The sequence below is a fragment of the Parapedobacter sp. 2B3 genome, from assembly GCF_041925275.1.
Taxonomy (GTDB): domain Bacteria; phylum Bacteroidota; class Bacteroidia; order Sphingobacteriales; family Sphingobacteriaceae; genus Parapedobacter; species Parapedobacter pyrenivorans_A.
The window spans coordinates 1-22,131 of record NZ_JBHEUZ010000024.1; the positions used below are offsets into that span (position 1 = coordinate 1).

13 protein-coding genes are annotated in these 22,131 nt (G+C 50.9%); 10 read left to right on the top strand and 3 right to left on the bottom strand.

Annotated features, from left to right (window positions below):
- The first annotated feature begins 290 nt into the window (after positions 1-290).
- Together ACEVG1_RS19010 and ACEVG1_RS19015 are read left to right on the top strand one after the other, a co-directional pair.
- A complete protein-coding gene (locus tag ACEVG1_RS19010) occupies positions 291-857 on the top strand; it encodes a C40 family peptidase (RefSeq protein WP_374745314.1) in 567 nt (188 codons plus the stop codon).
- An 80-nt stretch (positions 858-937) separates the two neighbouring features.
- Positions 938-1,579 carry a hypothetical protein gene (locus ACEVG1_RS19015; protein WP_374745315.1) on the top strand — a complete coding sequence of 214 codons (642 nt, stop codon included), beginning with the start codon at positions 938-940 and terminating at the stop codon, positions 1,577-1,579.
- Here ACEVG1_RS19015 and ACEVG1_RS19020 read toward each other — a convergent pair whose 3' ends face one another.
- Both ACEVG1_RS19020 and ACEVG1_RS19025 read right to left on the bottom strand, forming a co-directional pair.
- Complete coding sequence (locus tag ACEVG1_RS19020; protein WP_374745316.1) at positions 1,580-2,242, bottom strand: hypothetical protein; 663 nt, start codon at positions 2,240-2,242, stop codon at positions 1,580-1,582.
- Positions 2,243-2,296: 54 nt separating this feature from the next.
- Positions 2,297-2,908 (bottom strand): WbqC family protein, encoded by a 612-nt coding sequence (locus ACEVG1_RS19025; RefSeq protein WP_374745317.1) that lies wholly within the window; start codon positions 2,906-2,908, stop codon positions 2,297-2,299.
- 61 nt (positions 2,909-2,969) lie between these two features.
- Here ACEVG1_RS19025 and ACEVG1_RS19030 point away from each other — a divergent pair, with 61 nt between their 5' ends.
- The 5 genes from ACEVG1_RS19030 (at position 2,970) to dapA (ending at position 8,859) form a co-directional block, all read left to right on the top strand.
- Positions 2,970-3,836 (top strand): lysophospholipid acyltransferase family protein, encoded by an 867-nt coding sequence (locus tag ACEVG1_RS19030; RefSeq protein WP_374745318.1) that lies wholly within the window; start codon positions 2,970-2,972, stop codon positions 3,834-3,836.
- A complete protein-coding gene (locus ACEVG1_RS19035; RefSeq protein WP_374745319.1) occupies positions 3,833-4,864 on the top strand; it encodes a glycosyltransferase family 2 protein in 1,032 nt (343 codons plus the stop codon). The genes ACEVG1_RS19030 and ACEVG1_RS19035 overlap by 4 nt, the downstream gene beginning before the upstream one ends.
- A gap of 88 nt (positions 4,865-4,952) precedes the next feature.
- Positions 4,953-5,684 carry a hypothetical protein gene (locus ACEVG1_RS19040; RefSeq protein WP_374745320.1) on the top strand — a complete coding sequence of 244 codons (732 nt, stop codon included), beginning with the start codon at positions 4,953-4,955 and terminating at the stop codon, positions 5,682-5,684.
- Between the two features lie 152 nt (positions 5,685-5,836).
- Complete coding sequence (gene ligA, locus ACEVG1_RS19045; protein ID WP_374745321.1) at positions 5,837-7,858, top strand: NAD-dependent DNA ligase LigA; 2,022 nt, start codon at positions 5,837-5,839, stop codon at positions 7,856-7,858.
- 122 nt (positions 7,859-7,980) lie between these two features.
- Positions 7,981-8,859: a 4-hydroxy-tetrahydrodipicolinate synthase gene (dapA, locus tag ACEVG1_RS19050; protein WP_374745322.1), complete on the top strand. Its 879-nt coding sequence runs from the start codon at positions 7,981-7,983 to the stop codon at positions 8,857-8,859.
- A 13-nt stretch (positions 8,860-8,872) separates the two neighbouring features.
- Here dapA and ACEVG1_RS19055 read toward each other — a convergent pair whose 3' ends face one another.
- Positions 8,873-9,787 carry a glycosyltransferase family 2 protein gene (locus ACEVG1_RS19055; RefSeq protein WP_374745323.1) on the bottom strand — a complete coding sequence of 305 codons (915 nt, stop codon included), beginning with the start codon at positions 9,785-9,787 and terminating at the stop codon, positions 8,873-8,875.
- A gap of 311 nt (positions 9,788-10,098) precedes the next feature.
- Between ACEVG1_RS19055 and ACEVG1_RS19060 the strand changes: the two genes are divergently transcribed.
- The 3 genes from ACEVG1_RS19060 to ACEVG1_RS19070 are packed head-to-tail and all read left to right on the top strand — an operon-like array spanning position 10,099 to position 22,131.
- Complete coding sequence (locus ACEVG1_RS19060) at positions 10,099-16,683, top strand: amino acid adenylation domain-containing protein (RefSeq protein ID WP_374745324.1); 6,585 nt, start codon at positions 10,099-10,101, stop codon at positions 16,681-16,683.
- A 3-nt stretch (positions 16,684-16,686) separates the two neighbouring features.
- Positions 16,687-20,721, top strand: a complete 4,035-nt coding sequence (locus ACEVG1_RS19065) for an amino acid adenylation domain-containing protein (protein ID WP_374745325.1) — start codon at positions 16,687-16,689, stop codon at positions 20,719-20,721.
- A 39-nt stretch (positions 20,722-20,760) separates the two neighbouring features.
- Complete coding sequence (locus ACEVG1_RS19070) at positions 20,761-22,131, top strand: flippase (protein ID WP_374745326.1); 1,371 nt, start codon at positions 20,761-20,763, stop codon at positions 22,129-22,131.

The following is a 22,131-nucleotide window of genomic DNA, read 5'->3' on the forward strand; positions in this document are numbered from 1 at the left end:
CAAAAACAGCACATCAACAATGAGATTTAGAACACAAAAAATTTTCAAAAACCAAATCCCGAAAGGCAGAATACCTAGTTTTTAGAGATGCCCATTAGTCGTAAGTCATTAGTCGTAGGTCATCGTTCCAATGCATATATCTTTCGACTATTGGCCAAAATACGTAATTTAGCAGAACATTAGGAAAGTTCCAATCATCACGTATCCAAATGAGACGCGTACAAATAGCGGTTCGCAAACACGTTCTACACTGTCAACGCCCCGGCATAGGCTTCCTATGCGGCCTATTGGTGATTACTCTGTCCCTTAGCAGCTGTTTAACGCGTAGGAACGCGTTGCCACCCGACAACACCGCGGTAACGGCGCCGCGCAAGCAGGCACCGAAAAGATCAATCCTCACGGACGCCTCGTCTGCTCCGAAAAATGTGCAGGCCGCAAAGCAGTTGCTCGAAGGTTACGCCACGGTATTAGGGGTGCCCCCCCGTGAATTGCTGCGCCCCGAGCTATACGGATTCATCGATGATTGGATGGGTGTGCCGCATCGTACCGGCGGAACCGATCACCGCGGTTTGGACTGCTCGGCCTTTGTAGGGTTGGTGATGCGTGAAGTATATGATAAGGACGTGCCACGGGCTTCGAAAGATATGGCCGAACACATCAAACGGAAGTACGAGCGGCAGCTAACGGAAGGGGACCTCGTTTTCTTCTCGTTCGGCCGGGGAAACATCGACCATGTTGGCATTTACCTGCACAATCATAAGTTCGTCCACGTGTCTACCAGCAAGGGTGTAATCATCAGCGATCTCCGGGACCCCTGGTACTACAAGTATTTTACACGCGCAGGGACCGTTCGGTAGGCAATTGCGCCCATCCCATTTTGAAAACTTCGATGCTTTCGTTAGTTTAGCCAGCGCAAATAAACATTAACTACGAAATCATGAATAGACTATTGAGTATTGCACTGGTAACGGTAATCGCCACTGCCTGCCAGCAGCCGCAAAAACAAGCCGAAACACCCCAAGTTGATCCCAACGCGATTACATGTGAAGGTATCGGCCCCGTGAAACTGGCTTATTCCTATGCTGCGCTCGACAGCGCGATTGGTACCAATAACCTGGAAAACGGCACGGCAGAGGTAGATGGCAAAAAAGTACAAACCACCAAGGTATTCCCCAATGAGGCGGAAGAAATTACCGTCTATTGGGCTGAAAGCCAAGAACCTTACATTACAATAACCAAGATTGCCATAGCGAATAATTTCGGCCCGTACCAAACGGCTGAAGGACTGCGCGTGGGGTCTACCTTGAATGAAGTGAAAAAACTTAATAACTTCATGCCCATCACGATGACCAATTTTTACAACAGCCTGGATGGTTTTGCAACGATACGTGGTTTCAACGGCGGCGATATCGAAACCAATTATCCATGTATCGGTGGCAAACTGGATATCGTGAAGCAACGGGGCGTTGACGTACGGACATTGGATGAAGTTAAGCCGGAGGCGGAATTGAAATCATCACATAAACTCTTCAATTCGATCGATGTGGAAGTGGTGGAATTGACTGTTTCGGCAAAATAGCTAGTCCATCCCCATCACCCGCGCCACGTTGTCCTTCAGCTTGGTTACGTCGGTCTTCAACCCACCGTATAAAGACAGCGCGTTGACCGGCCGTTGCTGAATAGAGCGGAAATTGTGAAGCCATCCGGTTTCGATAAACAGGAAAAAGCCACCGATTTGATAGTCTGCTCCAATGCCACCACGGAGGGTCGGTGTAAGGTGGGCTGACGTCTCGATCGTTACCCTGCCGGCTGCTGATGAAACAGCAGCCCGTGGTTCTACGACCACCCCAATGCCAGGCCCTCCAAACGCGTATGCATTCAGCCTTCCCAGCTGTTTGCGAACCCCACCCGCAAGGTTTAGGATGTAGAAGTTACTGCGGCCCCGATCTAAATCGTAATCGTAATCGGGGTCGTGAACCTGCTGGTTGTAACGAAAGGTCAGGAAATCAATAGAAGGATATATGAAATAGTGCCTGTTGGCCAATGAAATGTCCAACCCGAGGCTATTGGAAAATTTAGCCTGCAATACGTCGTTGGTTTCGCCCAGCGCGAACCCCCACCCCATCCCACTGGTTACGTAGACCTTACGGTGGTGGAGGGAATCTGTCGCCGATTGGGCATAGGCATGGGCGTCCACAACGAACAAAAAAGACAGAAAAAGTAAATATCGCTTCGGTATCATTCGCGTTTAAAATCTGACACTAAAACAGGAACCGTGGCAAAAGGTTTTCGACTCCTACAAATACTCCCTACTTTGTGGCCCATGGTTGAACAATAAATCGACAATACCCAGCTCCGGAATGAAACCGTGCCTGGACCCAAATACCTGATAATACGGTTTGCCCGTATTCGCTGGCGGTCTCTTTTTCGGGTGGATAACCTGCCGGAAATCGGTACCTGCCGCATAATCATCGCGATATGCCATGGTGTGGTCCACCGTTTTCTCTATTTTCAATAACCGAAGCAACAACGCTAATTGGGCTTCATTGTAGTCGAACAGCCATTCGAAACGTTGCTGGTAAAATGGAGCGAAATCATCTTCATAATACTCGAAATAGGCCGAACTGCGGTAAGCGGTTTGTAGGCTCATCCAATGCAGGCGCTGCCAGTCGGCCTCGTAACTGATCCGTACGTCTTTCATCGCCGTATGGTCTTTACCGCCATGCCGCACCGGTATAATCAAATCAAGCTTGCCATTGGCCGAATAGATGGATGTGCGGTTCCGGTACGTCTGCTTGGGGTAATGCTCATGCCGTTCAAGTAATACCGGGGTAGACGATGCATGGATTATGCGGAAATAGGAAACCGGGGGCAAATAACAAACGGGTAAAATAAGGGGATTGTCCATGTATAGCAAGAAATATAAGTTTGTGCTGTAAAAATAACTTAAATTAAGGATATTTGCCGTAATGCGAAAATCTTCCGTGCTGTCCTTCGTTATTTACCTACTGTCCCTGTTACCATTCCGGGTGCTTTACGTATTGGCCGATGCAGGATATGTACTCCTTTACCATGTAATTGGGTACCGGAAGGCGGTTGTCTTTAAAAACCTCAAGAATGCTTTCCCCGAAAAAAGCGAGGAAGAACGGCGGCAGATTGCACGGAAATTTTACCGGTTCCTCCCTGACCTGCTTGTAGAAGCCATCAAGATGCGCAGCATTTCGGTCCGCGAGGTGGAAAAGCGGATGAAGATGTACCAGACCGAAGAATTTGAGCGCCATTTTCGTGCCGGCAAAGGGGTGATTGCTGTAACGGCTCACTACGGAAATTGGGAGTTGGGTATTCATCGCATAAGTGTATTTACGGAAAACCCCGCGCTCATCATCTACAAACCGCTGCATAATAGGGCCTTCGATTCGGTCTACAACGCCATAAGAAGCCGCTTCGGCGCGATTATGGTACCCATGAAACAGACATTGCGCAAAATCATCGAATACCGTCATCAACCCCACATCAGCGTATTTGTGGCCGACCAAACACCGGGACGCAGCGATACCAATTACTTTCTCCGTTTCCTCAACCAGGACACCGCCGTATATACAGGCGTAGAAAAGATTGCCAAAGCAACGGGGTTTCCGGTGATTTTTTGCCACATAGACCGCTTGAAACGGGGCCACTATTGCTGTACCTTCACCACGTTGGTCGAAGACCCTGCCACGGTAGCCGGCCATGGCATTACGGATATTCATAATAAATTTACGGAAGACATCATTCGCCGGAAGCCTGAGCTGTGGCTATGGTCACACCGCCGTTGGAAAAGGAAACCTAAACCATGAAGCACTATCCGAAAGTAGCCGTCGTCATACTGAATTGGAATGGAAGGTTTTTTCTGGAGAAATTCTTGCCTTCCGTATATAATAGTGACTATCCCAACATCGAGTTTATCGTGGGCGATAACGGATCGACCGACGACTCGGTCGAATTTGTGCGCACGGTCTATCCTACTATCCGCATTGTGCGGAATAAGCGAAACCTGGGCTTCGCTGGAGGCTATAATGAAGTGCTTAAGGCCGTCGAGGCAGACTACTTCGTACTCCTCAATTCAGACGTGGAAGTGCCTCCCGACTGGATAACGCCCGTAGTCCAACTACTGGAGGACAATCCCGATATGGCTGCCGCCCAGCCGAAAATCCGGTCATATTACCTCCGCGACCAATTTGAGCATGCCGGCGCCGCGGGTGGATTCATTGACGGGTACGGGTTCCCCTTCTGCCGCGGGCGTATGCTGCATGTACTGGAAAAAGACCATGGGCAATACGATGATCCCTCCGACATATTCTGGGCCACTGGAGCCGCATTTTTCATCAAAAAGTGGCATTGGAACCTGGCTGGCGGGTTTGATGCAGACTTCTTTGCCCACATGGAGGAGATAGACCTCTGCTGGCGCCTCCAACGGGCAGGCTACCGCATCGGGTACTGCCCGCAATCGGTGGTTTACCATGTAGGCGGAGGCACACTGGCCACCAGCAACCCGCAGAAAACATACCTCAATTTTCGCAATAATTTGTTCATGCTCCAGAAGAACCTGCCGTTTTTACGGGCATTATGGGTTATTTTTGCCCGTATGTGGTTTGACTTGGCGGCACTCATACACTTTATGGTGTTAGGCAAATTCCGGGATGCCTGGGCCATCAGCAGGGCCCACCAGCGATTTTTCCTGGATATATTCAAGACCGCCCGGAAACGGGGCAATTACGGTGGCAGCACCAAACCGAGGGGTTTTTATCCGGGGAGTTTTATTTGGGCATTTTACATCCACGGAAAGAATGTATTCAGCAAACTCGACCCGCGGCGTTTTTTGTAAAATACCAGCTACACACCAACTTTTTACTTGGATAGTTGTTACCTTAGGGTATTAAATTGATTATGAACCCGACATGATTAAAGTAACCATGAGAAAATCTGCATTCCTTTCCCTACTCATCACCTGTGTGGCCTGTGTGATTAGCGAAGCACAACAACCGAATGCCTTGGCCGGGGCATGGCACTCCCAACAGGGAGACATCCAACAGACCGCGGTTTTTGTAGATGGCTACCTGTCGCACAGTGTATTCGATGTTAAAAACAAGAAATTCATTTCCACGAGGGGCGGCGCTTATACGGCCCAAAACGGCAAATTGACCGTGACATGGCAGTATGATACCGAAAGAGCGGCAGACAACCAACCCAATGATACGTGGGTCGGCACTAGTAGCACATTCACCATCGGTGCCGGTACCGAGTTGACCACCGACCTATCGGGCAGCACCGCACCGTGGCACCGCATCGATGCCAATGAGGGGCCCATGGCGGGCGTATGGCGTATCACCGGCAGAAAGCAAGGCGATGACATCAGCCAAATGCCCCTTCGCGACCGGAGAACCTTGAAAATATTGAGCGGGCAGCGCTTCCAATGGGTGGCCATCAATATCAAAACAGGCGAATTTTCGGGTACCGGCGGCGGCACATACACTTTTGAGAATGGAAAGTACACAGAAAATATCGAGTTCTTCTCGCGCGATAACGACCGTGTTGGCGCTTCGCTCTCCTTCGATGGCGAAATCGATAATGGATCCTGGCACCATTCAGGCTTGAGCTCGACGGGCAATCCGATCTATGAAATCTGGGATAAGCTGGAGGAATGATTTTTAGATATGACGGTTTGTTGATGTGATGATTTGTTGATGCGATGATTTGTTGATGCGACGGTTAGCCAGCAGCACAAAGCAAAAAAGCAAACAGCGCAAAGCAAAATAGCAAACAGCAAAAAAGCAATAAAAATAGTATTTTAGCTGCCATGTCACCAGCAGAAGCAGCGATCCGCATCGAGGAGCTTACAAACGAACTCAACGAATACAATTACCAGTATTACGTATTGGCCAATCCATCGATTTCAGACTATGATTTCGATCAACGGCTCAAGGAATTGGAAGAATTGGAGCGGCTGTTCCCCCAATTGCTCGACTCGGATTCGCCTACCCAGAAAGTGGGCGGGGATATTACGCAACGATTCCAAACGGTACGCCACCGTTGGCCCATGCTCTCGCTCAGTAATACCTATAGCGAGCAGGAGCTACGGGATTTTGACGAACGGGTGCGCAAAGCCATCGGCAACGATTTCCAATATGTGTGTGAGCTGAAATTTGACGGCTTATCCATCAGTCTTACCTATGAGAACGGTGTTCTGAAACGGGCAGTCACACGGGGAGACGGTATACAGGGCGATGAGGTGACCGCCAATGTACGCACCATCAAAAAGATTCCCAATAAACTACGGACCAATGGCTATCCAACGATATTCGAAATACGGGGTGAAATTTTTATGCACCGGCCTGCCTTCCAACGGCTCAACAACGAGCGGATCGAGAACGGCGAGATGGTCTATGCCAACCCGCGCAATTTCGCTGCGGGCACCATCAAATTGCAAGACTCGGCCGAGGTGGCACGCCGTCCGTTAGACTGTTTCCTCTACTTCCTTTACTGCGACGACAGAAACCGGCTCTACGGCACCCATTGGGAAAGCTTGGATGCCGTAAAATCGTGGGGATTCCACGTGTGTGAGCACACCGCCCTATGCAGTACCATCGATGAAGTGCTCATGTTCATAGCCAAATGGGACAAAGAGCGCCATAACCTCAGTTATGATATCGACGGCATCGTCATTAAAGTGAATAACTACGGCCAGCAGGAAGAGCTCGGATTTACCGCCAAATCGCCCCGATGGGCAATCTCCTACAAGTACAAGGCAGAACAAGTGGAGACCCGATTCCAATCGGTGAGTTACCAAGTGGGGCGCACCGGCGCCGTAACACCGGTAGCTAATTTGAAACCGGTACTGCTGGCTGGCACAACGGTAAAACGGGCGAGTTTGCACAACGCCAATGAAATCGAACGGCTGGACTTACGGATTGGTGATACGGTATTTGTAGAAAAAGGGGGCGAAATCATCCCGAAGGTAATGGGAGTCAACATGTTGAAACGACCATCGGATGTACAGCCCATTGTATACCCAACCGAATGCCCCGAATGCGGGACCGCATTGATCCGAAGGGACGGGGAAGCCGTGCATTATTGCCCCAACGACGAGGGATGCCCACCCCAGATCGTGGGCCGTATGCAACATTTTATCGGGCGGAAAGCGATGGACATCGAAGGCATGGGCGACGAAACCGTCGATACGTTCTTCAAACAGGGCCTCCTCCGCGATATCACGGACATCTATACGTTAAAAAACAAGCAGGATACGCTCAAGCAGTTGGAGCGCTTCGGCCAGAAATCCATCGACAATATGATGGCTGGCATTGAGAAGTCCAAAGAAAAGCCCTTTGAGAAGGTGTTGTTTGCGCTTGGCATCCGATATGTGGGCGAAACGATTGCTAAAAAATTGGCCGCACATTTCAAGACAATCGACCACCTTGCCGCAGCCTCCAAAGAAGATATCGCTTCGGTTTATGAAATCGGTGAACGGATAGCGGAAAGCGTGACGGACTACTTCGCCAACGACATCCACCGGGAGCAAATCGATCGACTTAAACAACAGGGTCTCCAACTCGTTGCCGAAGAAAAGGTGATCGAGCGTTTGGGAGATTCGCTCTCCGGCAAGACATTTGTCATTTCGGGCGTGTTTGAGCAATTCAGCCGCGAGGAACTGACCGCCCTTATCGAAAAACATGGCGGAAAATTGCTAAGTAGCATTTCCGGCAAGCTCGACTACCTCGTAGCGGGCGATAAGATGGGACCCTCCAAGCTGGCCAAGGCTGAAAAACTGAAAATTCCTATCATCTCCGAAGCGGATTTACTCCTGCTAATCGGCAACTAAAGGGAACCCCAATCGGTTGCAGAAAGAAGATGTGGTAAAATCATTTATTTCCACTAATTTTGACCGCTTGCGTGAGCAGCATGGGGCTGCAGCCGCGAGGTATAAGTTAATTGGAAAATAGCATGGACGAGCTATATGGCGCCGGGGTGGCATTGGTTACCCCATTTCATTCGGATGGAAGCATTGACTTTGATGGTTTAAAACGGGTTATTGAACACCAGATCAAGGGGGGCATGGATTACCTTGTTTCCTTGGGCACAACCGGTGAAACAGCCACACTGACAGAAGATGAACGGAAAGCCGTATGGAAGTTCACCGCCGAAGTGGTGGCCGGCCGGGTACCGCTGGTAGCAGGCATCGGTGGCAATAGCACCGCGGAGGTGGTACACCAACTCCAATCAGTTGACCACCGGGATTACGTCGCTATCCTATCGGTAAGCCCGTATTATAACAAACCCACCCAGGAGGGAATCTACCGGCATTACAAGGCGATAGCAGCCGCTTCTCCCCTGCCTGTCATCCTGTATAATGTACCTGGGCGGACCGGCAGCAATGTCAGTCCAGAAACAACGGCGCGGCTCGCCCACGAGGTCGACAACATCGTGGCCACAAAAGAAGCTTCCGGTAGTTTCGACCAATTCAGCAAAATCATGCGCGATAAACCAGCGGATTTTTTACTAATCTCGGGAGATGACCCCGCTACATTGCCCATGATGGCATTGGGCGCGGCAGGGATCATATCCGTGGTGGCTAACGCTTTCCCTGCGGAAGTAGCCCAGTTAGCGAAGCTATGTTTGGAAAACAACTATGTGGAAGCACGCAAAATACATAGTAAATTGATACGGATAACCGAGCTTTGTTTTGCTGAAGGAAATCCAGCCGGCGTGAAAGAGATACTCCGCCAATTGGGCATCTGTGGCCCAACGGTAAGGTTGCCGTTGGCGGAAGGGAGTAACCAGCTTAGCGATATGATCCGCGATGAGTTGAAAAAAATCGCTTAGCGGGGCCAATCGCCTAGGCCGTCGGAAGCCTGATTCCTGTATCGGCACGGTCGGCCTTACGGCTAAGGTTCCACCAAATTCCGCGAAGTGTCGCCATGGCCAGATCGAAACGGCCCCTGACGAGTTGTTTCATTAAGAGTACGGGCGTCGCTACAGCCAGGTAATAACCGCTAAAAAATAACATGGAAGGCCACTTTGCGTTCCGCCGGATAAACAGCCACCGGTTACGCACCATAAAGTATGTTTTCAATGGGCTTTCCTTGCCTACACTGATCGACTCTTTGTGGTAAATCCTGGTTTTTCCGGTAAATCCCGTTTTCAAGCCCGCACGTTTGAATTGCTCGCACCAGTCTAGCTCTTCGTAGTAAAGAAAGAAATGCTCGGGCAAGGGTCCTACCCTTTCCATGTCCTTCCGTCTGCAAATCATCGCAGCACCGTGGCAATAGCCGGTCTCCATTGTGACGTGGTTGTATTGGCCATTGTCATCTTCCATCGCCCCGATACCCCGGTTCCGCCCGGTAAGGAAATTCATCGGCGTATAGCCCGCATATTGGATTTTCCGTTTGTCCTCGTAATACAAAATGAGGGGCGAAAGGAGACCGATATCCGGATGGCTATCCAGTTCGTCACGGAGTGTTTGGATAAATCCCGCCGTGATTTCAGTATCGTTATTCAGGAAAAGTAAATAATCCCCTTTGGCATGGCGGATGCCGAGATTGTTCCCACCGGCGAATCCGAGATTTTTTTCGGAACGTAGGTATACGGTGCCCGGATAAACCGATTGGAAGCGATCCGGTCTATGAAGGTTACTCCCATTGTCGACGACGATAACCTCGAGCTCACCGACTTCCGTGCATTGTGCTACAGACCGCAGGAAATCGGCAGTGACCTCCTCTTGATGATAATTGACAGTGATAATTGAAATCATAAGTTACAGAGCAAACCCGCTAGCAACGCTTGGCCGTAGCCGGCAACGGGGCGCATGCAAAGCTAATGCTTTAACCGGCCGTGACCACATCGATTAAATTAAATGTTAGAAAACGTCAATTTTTTTCTACAAACACTCCCCCGCCTCCCCAAAACTTTCGCGGTATGTAGATGTATTTCGACAAAATAGAATTTATCGAACCGATAGTTACAAACATGTAACGATATCGGCATACCTTTGGGGAAACCTTCACGTTAAGTAGCATTCATTCTTGATGGAAAGGATTAAATAAACATAAAATACAGCTCCCTATGGCTTTTGAATCAACTGACACACCTCCTTGGCTTTCGATTGGCGAATGGATCAATGATACTAGAAAGCATGTTCCCGATAACATTGCCGTGGTTTTCGGAGATACTTCCATCACCTATGCTGAGCTAAGCACACTTTCGGACCGACTTGCCAATGATATCATAGCCAATTACCCGGACGAATCCATTATCGGCGTCAGCACCACACGGTCCATTGCCATGATTGTATACGTGGTGGGTGTGCTCAAAGCCGGACGCTTTTACCTGCCCATCGACCTGTCTCACCCTGAAGACCGCATAAAGCAGGTTATCAACGATGCCGGACTTCGGGTTGTTGCCTGCGATGACAACGAGAAAGACAGGTTCCTTACGCTTGGCATCCCATCGTTCTGTTCCTATGATACCGACAGCGAAAGGACCCAACCGGCTGTTGCTGCCCCGGGAACGGGGGGCTATGTACTGTACACTTCGGGTTCAACAGGCGTACCCAAAGGTGTACAAATGGGTGAAGCTGCCTTACTGAACCTACTGGTATGGCAACAGCGCATGTCGAGCGCGGGTAGGGATAGTAAGACCCTGCAATTCGCTCCCCTTACGTTTGATGTTTCCTTCCAGGAGATATTCTCCACGCTGACGACTGGCGGCACCTTGGTGATGGTAGACGATGACCTGCGCCTGAATCCGCTGGCGTTGCTTGAATTTATCCAGGAGGAAAGTATCAATAGGCTCTTCCTTCCCTTCGTCGCCCTGCAAATGCTCGCAGACACAGCGAATTTCTCTTCGATATTCCCTGTGTGCATCCACGAAGTGATGACGGCCGGTGAACAGCTGAAAATCACCCCCCAAATCCGGCGGTTCTTCACAGAAATACCATCAGCGGCACTTTTTAACCAGTATGGGCCCACGGAGGCGCATGTGGTATCCGCCCTGACACTGGCCGGAGACGCACGCCAATGGCCCGAGCTCCCCAGCATTGGAGTTCCGATAGCGAATACAAATCTATTCGTTGTGAACGAACAGTTTGAACCGCTACCCAACGGCCAAGCAGGCGAGCTTTTTATCAGCGGTACGTGCTTGGCAATGGGTTATCTCAACAAACCCGATTTGACTGCCGAACGCTTTTTCGATTGGGTGCATCCCGAAAAGGGAAATTTGCGCGTATACCGGTCGGGCGACCTAGCCAAAATCGCGGCCGATGGGGAGATAGAATTTTTAGGCCGCATAGATCACCAAGTGAAAATCCGTGGGCACCGCGTTGAGCTGGGCGAAATCGAGTCGCTGCTTACCCAGCAACCGACTGTGAAAGATGCGGTGGTTACCGCCACCGGCAGTGGTGCCGACGACCGCAAACTCATCGCCTATGTAATCTTGGAGGAACAGGGCAGCTTTGATGCCGTAGCCCTGCAGCGGGCGGTTCGCCTCAAACTTCCGGAATACATGATACCCTCCGCTGTTGTCCATCTTGAGGCATTCCCGAAAACTTCCAGCGGTAAAGTAGATCGCAAGGCATTACCCATACCCGTTATCGCACGGCCTGAACTGGACGTACTTTATACCGCGCCAAAGTCCGCGCAACAAAAGCAACTCGCTACCTTATGGAAGGAACTGCTGAATATTGACCGCATAGGAATCAACGACAATTTTTTTGAATTGGGCGGCAATTCCCTTTTGGCACAAAAAACCGTGATCACACTCAAACAGCGTCACGGTATCGATTTACCCATCACGAAACTGTACCAACATGGAACCGTCGCAGACATTGTTTCGTACCTAGAAACGCACGGCAATCATCAGGGTACGGTCAATACCATACGCATGAAAGAGCGGAAAGCCAACGATGCGCCCGTTGCCGTTGTCGGTTTTGCCGGACGGTTCCCGGGCGCCGGCGATGTATGGGAGCTCTGGGATGTACTGGTGGCAGGTAAGGAAACGACCCACTTTTTTTCTCCCGAAGAGCTGGATGCTACCATAACCAGCGAGGAGCGCAACGACCCTAACTACGTAGCCGCGCGGGGCATCACCGACACGGCGGAATGGTTTGACGAAAAGCTATTCGGGCTAAGTCCCATCATCGCCACGTTGATGGACCCCCAACAGCGCGTTTTCCTGGAAATATGCCGGGATGCCCTTGAATCAACGGGGCACCTGCCCGCGGTTTTCCCCGGAACGGTCGGTGTATATGCTGGATCGGGAAACAACACCTACTACCTCCATAACGTGCTCACCAACCCGAAAGCGATCGATAAGGTCGGCGCATTTCAGGCGCTTACACTTAATGAAAAAGACTATATCGCCAGCCGGGTCGCCTACCAACTGGACCTCAAGGGTCCGGCGGTAAGCGTATTTTCGGCCTGCTCAACGTCACTATTGGCGATTGCCCAAGCGGTAGATGGATTGCGCAACGGCCATTGCGACGTTGCCCTAGCCGGTGGCGTAGCAATTAAATCGCCGATTCACAGCGGCCATATTTACGAAGAGGGTGCGATGTTCAGCAAAGACGGCCATTGCCGTCCGTTCGACATTGAGGCCCAAGGAACGGTATTCAGCGACGGCGCAGGTGTGGTCGTCCTCAAAAAGCTCTCGGATGCGGAAAAAGACGGCGACTCCATATATGCGGTCATCAAAGGAATCGGTATAAACAACGACGGCGGGAACAAAGGGAGTTTCACTGCCCCCAACCCATCCGGCCAGGCATCGGCAATTGCGATGGCTTTGGCCGATGCGAACGTAGACCCATCGACCATGGGCTATATAGAAGCCCATGGAACCGCCACCCCATTGGGAGATCCTATCGAGATCGAAGGGCTGAAAATGGCTTTCGGTCCCCAGCCTAGCAAGCAATACTGCCGTATCGGATCGATAAAAAGCAACATGGGCCACCTTACCCATGCCGCCGGGGTGGCCGGGTTCATAAAAACGGCCCTATCGTTGCATTTCCGGTTGATACCTCCATCCATCAACTACAAAGCGCCCAACCCGGCCATTGACTTCGCAAACAGCCCTTTTGTGGTAAATGACCAGCTCACACCTTGGGAAAGTGAAACGGCACGCCGGGCGGGCATCAGTTCTTTTGGCGTGGGGGGCACCAATGTGCACATCATACTGGAAGAGGCGCCCGTACAACCCAAGCAACTCCCCCAAACGGGCGTTCCGCCCTACTTGGTCAATTGGTCGGCCGCCACCGAGGCCGCCGCCGCATCTTATGCCGAGAAATTGATTGCTTTCCTGAAGAATGACCCCGGCATTGACCTCGGGGCGATCACCACCACATTAAATAAAACGCAACAGCCGCTCAAATTCCGTAATTATATCGTTGCGGCAGACCGGATGGATCTGTTGGCTAAACTCAAAGAGAAAAGCTGGAAGAGAAACCAGCTTACCGAAAACGTCGAGGATATTATCTTCATGTTTCCGGGCCAAGGCGCCCAATACCCTTATATGGGTAAAGAACTATACGATCGGTTTGAAGCGTATCGGAATGCCGTAGACACATGTGCAACGATCCTATCGGATACCATGCACGAAGACATCCGTGAGGTGGTGTTTTCAGGCGATCCCGACAAACTGCGCAATACGCATTATACCCAGCCCGCCATATTCGTTACCGAATATGCACTGGCGAAACTCTGGATGAGTTGGGGCATCCAGCCGGCCGCCTTTATCGGCCACAGTGTGGGCGAATTTGTGGCTGCTTGCCTCGCGGGGGTTTTCACACTGTCTGATGCCCTGCTGCTGGTGGCCACACGCGGCCGACTGATCAGCGCATTGCCCGGTGGCAGCATGGCATCCATACGTGACTCGCTCGCTAATATTGACCCCATCCTGCCACAAGGGCTTTCGATTGCGGCCAACAACGCCCCGAATCTTTGCGTGGTTTCTGGCCCGGATGAGCTGGTGGCGGGCTTTGTACAGCAGTTAACAGCGGCAGGCATAAAAACGAGCTTACTCCACACGAGCCACGCATTCCACTCATCCATGATGGATCCGATGCTGGCCGAATTTGGATCGGTTGTTGGCGGAGTAAAGAAGCAGATTCCGCAAAAACCGGTTATATCCACCGTTACCGGCACCTGGCTTACCGATACCCAGGCAATAAGTGATAACTATTGGGTACGCCACGTCCGCGAGACCGTCGATTTCTCTTCGGCCATCGGCTTCGTAGCAGCCGAAATGGACGGCTTATTGCTCGAAGTAGGCCCCGGCCCGGTCACCGCAACCCTTGCCAAACAACATCCGGCCGTAAATGCTTCCCGGGTAATCGGAGGAATCCGCGCGACGGAATCGACAACCGAACTCCACGCCTTGTACGAAGCGTTGGGAAAATTATGGGCGCTGGGGCCACTGCCCGATTGGACGGCGATGTATGCCAACCACTCCCTATTGCCGACCCTGCCCACGTATGCGTACGACCGAAATTACCACTGGCTAACGGCTCCGACCGCTCCGGCCGGAGGCGTCCCCACGCCCGAAATCAATGAACCATCCATATCATCACATCATCAAAACAATGCCCCAATGAGAAAACAATCAATTATCAGCAAGGTAAGAGACATCCTGGATGAAGCCTCTGGCATTACCATCGACGATACTGCCACACATGACAACTTCATCGAAATAGGATTAGATTCACTTCTCCTTACCCAGGTTGCCCAAACGCTCAAAAAGGAATTTAACCTACCCATCACCTTCAGAAAATTGAATGAGGAATATTATAGCTTGGACCTCTTGGCAACCTACCTGGATCAACACCTGCCGGCCGATCAGTTTGCGGCCGCCCAGCCAGTGAACGGAGCCACCCATACCCCGTCCACAGCAAATCACTTGCAGGCCCAGTATATCCCCGCCCCATCGTATGCTGCTAACGACAGCATTGCACTCATATCGCAGCAAATAAGCTTGATATCGCAGCAGATAGCGCTCCTGCAAGGTGTGCAGGCACCTACACCACAAATGGCGGCAACGCCAGCAGCTCCCGTCGGTGTCCCGTCGCCTACCGTGGCCAACACGACGGTCGCTGAGCTTTCAAAAGAAGAAGCCGCGGAATTGAAAAAGCCATTTGGTGCCACCGCCCGTATCGACAAGCAAGTCACAACTTTGACGGAAAAACAACGCAGCTACCTTGACGGCCTCATGGCCAAGTATGTGGATAAAACCCTCAAGAGCAAGGCATATACCCAAACCCACCGTGCGTATATGGCCGACCCCCGTGTGGTATCGGGCTTTAAGCCACTGACGAAAGAAATCACGTATGCATTGGTGGTCAATCGTTCCTCGGGGTGCCACCTATGGGATATCGATGGCAATGAATACGTCGACGCACTGAATGGGTTCGGTTCGAGCATGTTTGGAAACCAGCCCGAGGTTATCAAAGAAGCCCTCCTTCAGCAAATAGAAGAAGGCTACGAAATCGGGCCACAGCATGAGAAATCAGGTGAGGTCTGCAAACTGATCTGCGAGTTTACCGGAATGGACCGTGCCGGGTTATGCAACACGGGGTCGGAAGCCGTGCTTGGAGCCATGCGGATTGCGCGGACCGTGACAGGCCGATCGACCATTGTTGCGTTCACCAACTCATACCACGGGATTGTCGACGAGGTGATCGTAAGGGGTAGCAAGCGGATGAAATCCTTCCCCGCAGCACCTGGTATCATGCCGGAGGCAGTGCAAAACATGCTTATCCTTGATTACGGCACAGAAGAATCATTGCGTATCATCCGCGAACGTGCCCATGAATTGGCCGCTGTCCTCGTGGAACCCATCCAAAGCCGGCGGCCCGAGTTCGCTCCTGTAGAATTTCTCAAAGAAGTACGTAAAATAACCGAGGAGTCAGGCTCCGCACTCATCTTTGACGAAGTGATATCGGGGTTCCGTTTCCATCCCAAAGGAGCACAGGGGCTATTCGGTATCAGCGCCGACATAGGCACTTACGGCAAAGTGGCCGGTGCAGGCATTTCAATCGGCATCATTGCCGGGAAAAAACGCTTTATGGACGCATTGGACGGTGGCTTTTGGCAATTTGGCGACGATTCGACCCCCGAATCGGGCGTTACGTATTTTGCCGGCACCTTTGTAAGGCACCCGCTGGCGCTCGCCACCACGAAAGCCTCACTGGAATACCTGAAAGCACAGGGACCGGAACTCCAGGAACGGCTAAACCGAAATACGGATTATTTAGCGCAAAAAATGAATGCCGTGGCAAAGCGGTTCGGCACGCCGATTTACGTGGCCCATTGCTGCTCGTTGTGGAAAATCAAATACCATGAGGAATACCCATACAGCGAACTGCTTTTCACGTTGATGCGCTATAAGGGAATACACATCCAAGATGGCTTTCCTTGTTTCCTAACCACTGCGCACACGGAAGCCGACATCGACGCCATCGCTTCCGCATTTGAAGAAAGTATCGCCGAGCTGACCGAAGCCGGCTTCATTCCGACGAAAGCACAAGCCAATACACCGTCATTCAACCCCGACACACCGCCGTTGCCGAACGCGAGGCTGGGAAAAGACCTTGATGGGAATCCAGCTTGGTTCGTCGAAGACAACGAAAAACCGGGACAGTTTTTAAAAGTTACATCACAATAAATTATGAACCTAAACAAAAGCGTCGAGCTCACACCCATTTCCTACAACCCGTTCGCATCGGGAGATATCGTAAAAACCATCACCCCCATTGCGCCACAACAAGAGATTTGGCTGTCGTGTTTACTGGGGGGCAAAGACGCCAACCGAGCCTACAATGAGTCTATTTCGCTCCATTTCGATGGTCCGCTCCATATAGAAAGCCTACGCCGTGCCATGGAATCGGTCATCGCATCCCATGAAGCGCTGCGTGCTTCATTCAGCGGCGACGGGAAATCCATCGTCATCTCTTCGGCTGGGAATAGCACTTTTGATGTCACGGACCTGCGCAGGCAATCGCCCGAAGAACAACAGGCAGTAATTTCAGCGTATACCAAAGCGGATGCGAATACACCGTTTGACCTTGTAAATGGCCCGTTAATCAGGACAACGTTGTTCCTGCTATCCGACACCAAGCATGTATTTACCTTTACAGGCCATCATATCGTCTGTGATGGCTGGTCGTTGGGTACCATCCTTTATTATTTGAGCAGATTTTACTCGGCAATGGTGCAGGGTAAATCGCCTGACGTTCCCGAGCCGGCTTCCGTGGGAACCTATGCGGAAGAAACCCTGGCCTTTCAGCATTCACCGGAGGCTAAGGTGGTGGAGCGTTACTGGCTCGACAAGTTCTCGGCAGAAATACCGGTAACGGAGCTGCCTGCGGATTTTCCCCGTCCGCACATGCGGACATACAAAAGCCGCCGGGATGACTACCCAATAAGTGCGGTACTGGCAGGCCAACTGAAAAATGTGGGTGCACAGGTAAACAGTAGTTTTGTAACTACTTTGCTGGTTGCATATGAAGTTTTGCTATACCGTCTTACCGGCCAAACCGATGTTATCGTCGGCCTGCCTGCTGCCGGGCAATCTGAAAGCGGCCATTTCAACCTGGTGAGCCACTGCGTCAACCTCCTACCCATAAAGAGCAAAATAGCGGGTAACGAAACGTTCATCAACCACCTTAAAGCACGGCGGTCGGCCATCCTTGATGACTTAGACCACCAGCGTGTCACGTTCGGTGAACTTGTGAAGAAGTTGAATATCAAACGGGACCCATCGCGGGTGCCTTTGGTATCCACGGTGTTCAATATCGATATGGGTATGAATACCGATGTGGTGTTCCATAACCTCACACACCGACTGGTTTCCAATCCAAGGGAATATGAAACCTTCGATATCTTCCTGAACGCCACGGGGTCGGAAGATGCACTTACCCTCGAATGGTCTTACAACACGCAATTGTTTACGCCCGAAACGATTCGGCGCATGATGGGCCGATTTGAAACCCTGTTGAAAACAGTGGTGGACAATCCCGAAATCCGGCTGGACGAAATACAGCTGAACGACGACGCACCATCAGATACCGCCGTCATAACGGGGCCGACGGTGTCCTACCAAAAAAACAAACCCTTCACGGCCTATGTAACCGAAGCTGCTGCGAAAGCGAAGGATAAGACAGCAATTATCTTTAACGACCGCACGCTGTCATACCATGTACTCGAGAAACAATCCAATCAACTCGCGAACTACCTCCTATCCATCGGCACGGCAACCGGCGATGTTATCGGCGTAGCGATGGACCGCTCGATAGACATGGTGGTCGCACTATTGGGGGTTACAAAAGCCGGCGCTATCTACGTTCCATTGGACCCGCAATATCCTGCCAACCGCGTCGAATTTATGTTGCAGGATTCGGGAGCAAAATTCCTATTGACAACATCAGACTACGCAAGCGCGTTCCATAGCCCTGCTTCGGTAGTATGCTACGACAAAAAACGTCCGGAAATAATGCAATGCGCCACGATAGCCCCCCAACCGGAGATCACTGGGGCAGATGTGGCCTACATCCTATATACATCCGGATCGACGGGCAAACCCAAGGGTGTGCAGGTAAAACATTCCAGTCTGAGTAACCTGCTACTCAGTATCCAGGATTCGCCGGGGATTGCGCCCGACGATATTTTTCTGGCAATCACGACCATTTCTTTCGACATTGCAGGTGTTGAACTTTATTTGCCGTTGATCGCCGGCGCCACCCTCCTACTGGCGGATGCCGATCTTTCCAAGGATGCCCAACGGCTGGTTACGCTGACCCGTGAAAAAGGGGCGACAATCATTCAAGCAACACCTGCCACGTGGCGGATGATTGCCGATGCCGACAATCAAAAGCTAGCCGTAAAGGCCTTCTGCGGTGGCGAGGCGCTACAGAAAGATTTGGCACGCAAGCTCACCAGCAAATGTAAGGCGGTCTGGAACATGTATGGACCTACGGAAACGACCATTTATTCTACCATCAAGGAGATTACCGTAGGCGCCGACACGCCCATAACCATCGGAAAGCCTATCGCCAACACCCGCGTGTACATCCTGGACGACGGCTACCGCCCGGTACACCGGGGCCGGGAGGGCCAGATTTTTATCGCCGGCGATGGCGTGGCCAAAGGTTATATAAACAGGCCTGAATTGACCGACGAAAAGTTTGTGGTGGACATCCACCATCCGGACAGTATTATGTATGCGACCGGCGATTTGGGCTCAATCACCGAAAACGGCGAAATCCTATGCCTGGGAAGAATAGACAATCAAGTTAAAATCAGGGGATTCCGCATCGAACTTGGTGAGATCGAAAACCAACTTATGGACATCGAAGGCATCAAGGGCGCGGTCGTACTTGCCCGCGAAGATGTGCCCGGCGACCAGCGTTTGGCTGCTTACCTCATTACGGAGAAAGGACGGATTGACCGTGACGATATAGCCGTGTGGCGGAAGCTACTGGCCGCACACCTACCCCATTATATGCTTCCGAACGATTGGGTGTGCTTAGCACAGTTTCCAATGACGGCCAACAACAAGATCGACCGGAAAGCACTGCCAATCCCGATGACCGTTTCTGCGCCAGCCAAAAATGCTTCGGCGGAAACAGCACTCACCGAGAACGAAACCAAAATACATGAAATCTGGTCGGCCGTGTTCAACACCGAAACAATTGGCAAAGACGATGATTTTTTCGAGCTAGGAGGGCATTCGTTGCTCGCTGTCGACGTGATGGCAAAGATCGAGCAAGAGACAGGTGTCAAACTACCCCTGGCCAGCTTATTCCAGCATGCTACCATTGCCGGGCTGGCGGCATTGTTAGACAGTGAGAAAAAAATCAAATGGGATTGCCTGGTACCGATTAAACCGGAAGGAACCAAACCGCCCCTGTATATTGTACATGGAGCCGGGCTCAATGTATTGCTTTTCAGCTCACTGGTTGCAAATCTCGACGATGACCAGCCGCTCTATGGTCTGCAAGCCCGGGGGCTCAACGGGGAAGACGAGCCTTTTCATTCCATACCTGAAATGGCAGCACACTACATTTCCGAAATCATTTCGCAAAACCCCGAAGGGCCCTACGCGCTCTCAGGGTTCTCGCTCGGGGGTCTCATTGCCTATGAGATGGCCCAGCAATTGATTGCCATGGGGAAAGAAGTGAGTATGCTGGCCATGTTTGACACCTTCTCGCATGAGACGGATAAGTTCCATCCTTGGTATAAAAAATATCCCAACCGCCTCGGTCTCGTGTGCATGAAGGCATTGCATGCTGTTTACTTAGTGGGCAAGGACCCCATCGGTACCGTGCAATATAAATACACCAGCCTTAAGCGGATGGCGAAGACAGCATACTGGAAGCTTATGGGCAAACAGGATGATGTGGTCGGTTTCTTCGGTTACCTCCACAAAATAGACCGGATAAACATGGAAGCTGTGTACAACTATGTGATGGAGCCCATCGATCTGGAAATCCACGTATTCCGGGCCACCATCCATCGGTTCTATGCAAAGGACTTCAAGTACCTGGGTTGGAAAAAATTCGCTAAAAAGGGCGTACGCATATACGATATCCCCGGTGAGCACAACTTGATATTTGCTCCACCAAACGATAAAGAATTTGGAAGCATACTGCAGAAAGCGCTGGATGACACCACATCTACACAGCCTGTTAAACAGATTAGCTAACAATAACCAGCACAATTAAATACATCAGCAATTTGCAGCATGAAGCTCATCAATACCATCAAAAGTAACTACTGGATACGCTACGGACTACTTAACATCATTCAGAATACGTCCACCGTCCTCTTCGGGTTCGCATCGTTCTACCTGCTCATCCGTAAGCTGGACAGGCACGAATACGGGATATGGATCCTCTTCCTGTCTACCATCGCGGTTTTTGCGATGGCCAGGAACGGCCTTTTGCAAAGCGCCACGATAAAGTATGTTTCCGGCACATCGGAAGAAGGCGAAAAGAAGAAAATCATAGCGACTACCTTCACGATGAATATCCTTGTAACCGCCCTGTTCATCGGCTTGCTTTGTGCCGTTGCGCCCCTACTCGGTTACATGTGGGACGCGCCGGAACTCCCTCCCATGCTTTGGTTTTTTGGGATTTCCTTTATATTTTCCAGTATACAGATGCATTTTAACAGTGTAGAGCAGGCGTACCTGAATTTCAACGGCACATTCCTTACCACGTTCCTCTACCAAGGATTATTTTTTTGCTACATATTCACGTCCTACCTCACCCAAACTGATATCACACTGATGGGGCTGATCTACGCGAATCTTGGGGCAAACATCATTGCTACGATCCCGTCGGTGGTTTACATACGCAAACGTGTTTCATTTCGCTTGCTCATCGATATGTCGTGGGCCAAGCGGATTTTCAACTACGGGAAATATTCGATGGGCACTTCGGTGAATGCGATACTGTCTGACACGATCGACCAGATGATGTTGGGGGCCATGCTATCGCCGGCTGCCACCGGTATTTTCAATATCGCGGTACGTATCAGTAACCTGGCAAGTATTCCTACCAATGCGATGGGATCCATTGTTTTTCCACAGGGAGCCAGACGGTTGGAGGAAGAGGGGCTGCCCGCCTTGAAATACCTGTACGAGAAATCCGTGGGCACTATTTTGGCCTTACTCATTCCCGCATTGCTTTTCATTTACCTGTTTGCCGATGTTTTTATCCACTACATCGCGGGTGAAAAATACGATGAATCGTTACCGCTGTTGAAAATCACATTGTTTTACAGCTTGTTTATGCCTTTCAGCAGGCAAATGGGTACCATCCTCGATTCCATCGGCAAAACAAAGCTGAATTTCCTCCTCGTGCTGTTGTCGGGCATCATAAATGTCTTTACGAATTACTTCTTTATCACCCATTGGGGGATCATCGGGGCTGCATTTGCCACATTGAGCACGTACCTGATTTTCTTTCTGATATCGCAATACACGTTAAAGAAGATTTTGAATGTAAACCTCGCTAACGTATGGACCTATACATGGCAGTTTTACCCGGAGATGATGGAAAAATTATTTGGCAAGAAGAAAGCGCTATCATCTAATGCACAAGCGGAATAA

Coding starts and splice junctions, on each gene's coding strand:
- ACEVG1_RS19015 (WP_374745315.1), top strand. CDS start 938: ATGAATAGACTATTGAGTATTGCACTGGTAACGGTAATCGCCACTGCC.
- ACEVG1_RS19020 (WP_374745316.1), bottom strand. CDS start 2,242: ATGATACCGAAGCGATATTTACTTTTTCTGTCTTTTTTGTTCGTTGTG.
- ACEVG1_RS19025 (WP_374745317.1), bottom strand. CDS start 2,908: ATGGACAATCCCCTTATTTTACCCGTTTGTTATTTGCCCCCGGTTTCC.
- ACEVG1_RS19030 (WP_374745318.1), top strand. CDS start 2,970: ATGCGAAAATCTTCCGTGCTGTCCTTCGTTATTTACCTACTGTCCCTG.
- ACEVG1_RS19035 (WP_374745319.1), top strand. CDS start 3,833: ATGAAGCACTATCCGAAAGTAGCCGTCGTCATACTGAATTGGAATGGA.
- ACEVG1_RS19040 (WP_374745320.1), top strand. CDS start 4,953: ATGAGAAAATCTGCATTCCTTTCCCTACTCATCACCTGTGTGGCCTGT.
- ligA (WP_374745321.1), top strand. CDS start 5,837: ATGTCACCAGCAGAAGCAGCGATCCGCATCGAGGAGCTTACAAACGAA.
- dapA (WP_374745322.1), top strand. CDS start 7,981: ATGGACGAGCTATATGGCGCCGGGGTGGCATTGGTTACCCCATTTCAT.
- ACEVG1_RS19055 (WP_374745323.1), bottom strand. CDS start 9,787: ATGATTTCAATTATCACTGTCAATTATCATCAAGAGGAGGTCACTGCC.
- ACEVG1_RS19060 (WP_374745324.1), top strand. CDS start 10,099: ATGGCTTTTGAATCAACTGACACACCTCCTTGGCTTTCGATTGGCGAA.
- ACEVG1_RS19065 (WP_374745325.1), top strand. CDS start 16,687: ATGAACCTAAACAAAAGCGTCGAGCTCACACCCATTTCCTACAACCCG.
- ACEVG1_RS19070 (WP_374745326.1), top strand. CDS start 20,761: ATGAAGCTCATCAATACCATCAAAAGTAACTACTGGATACGCTACGGA.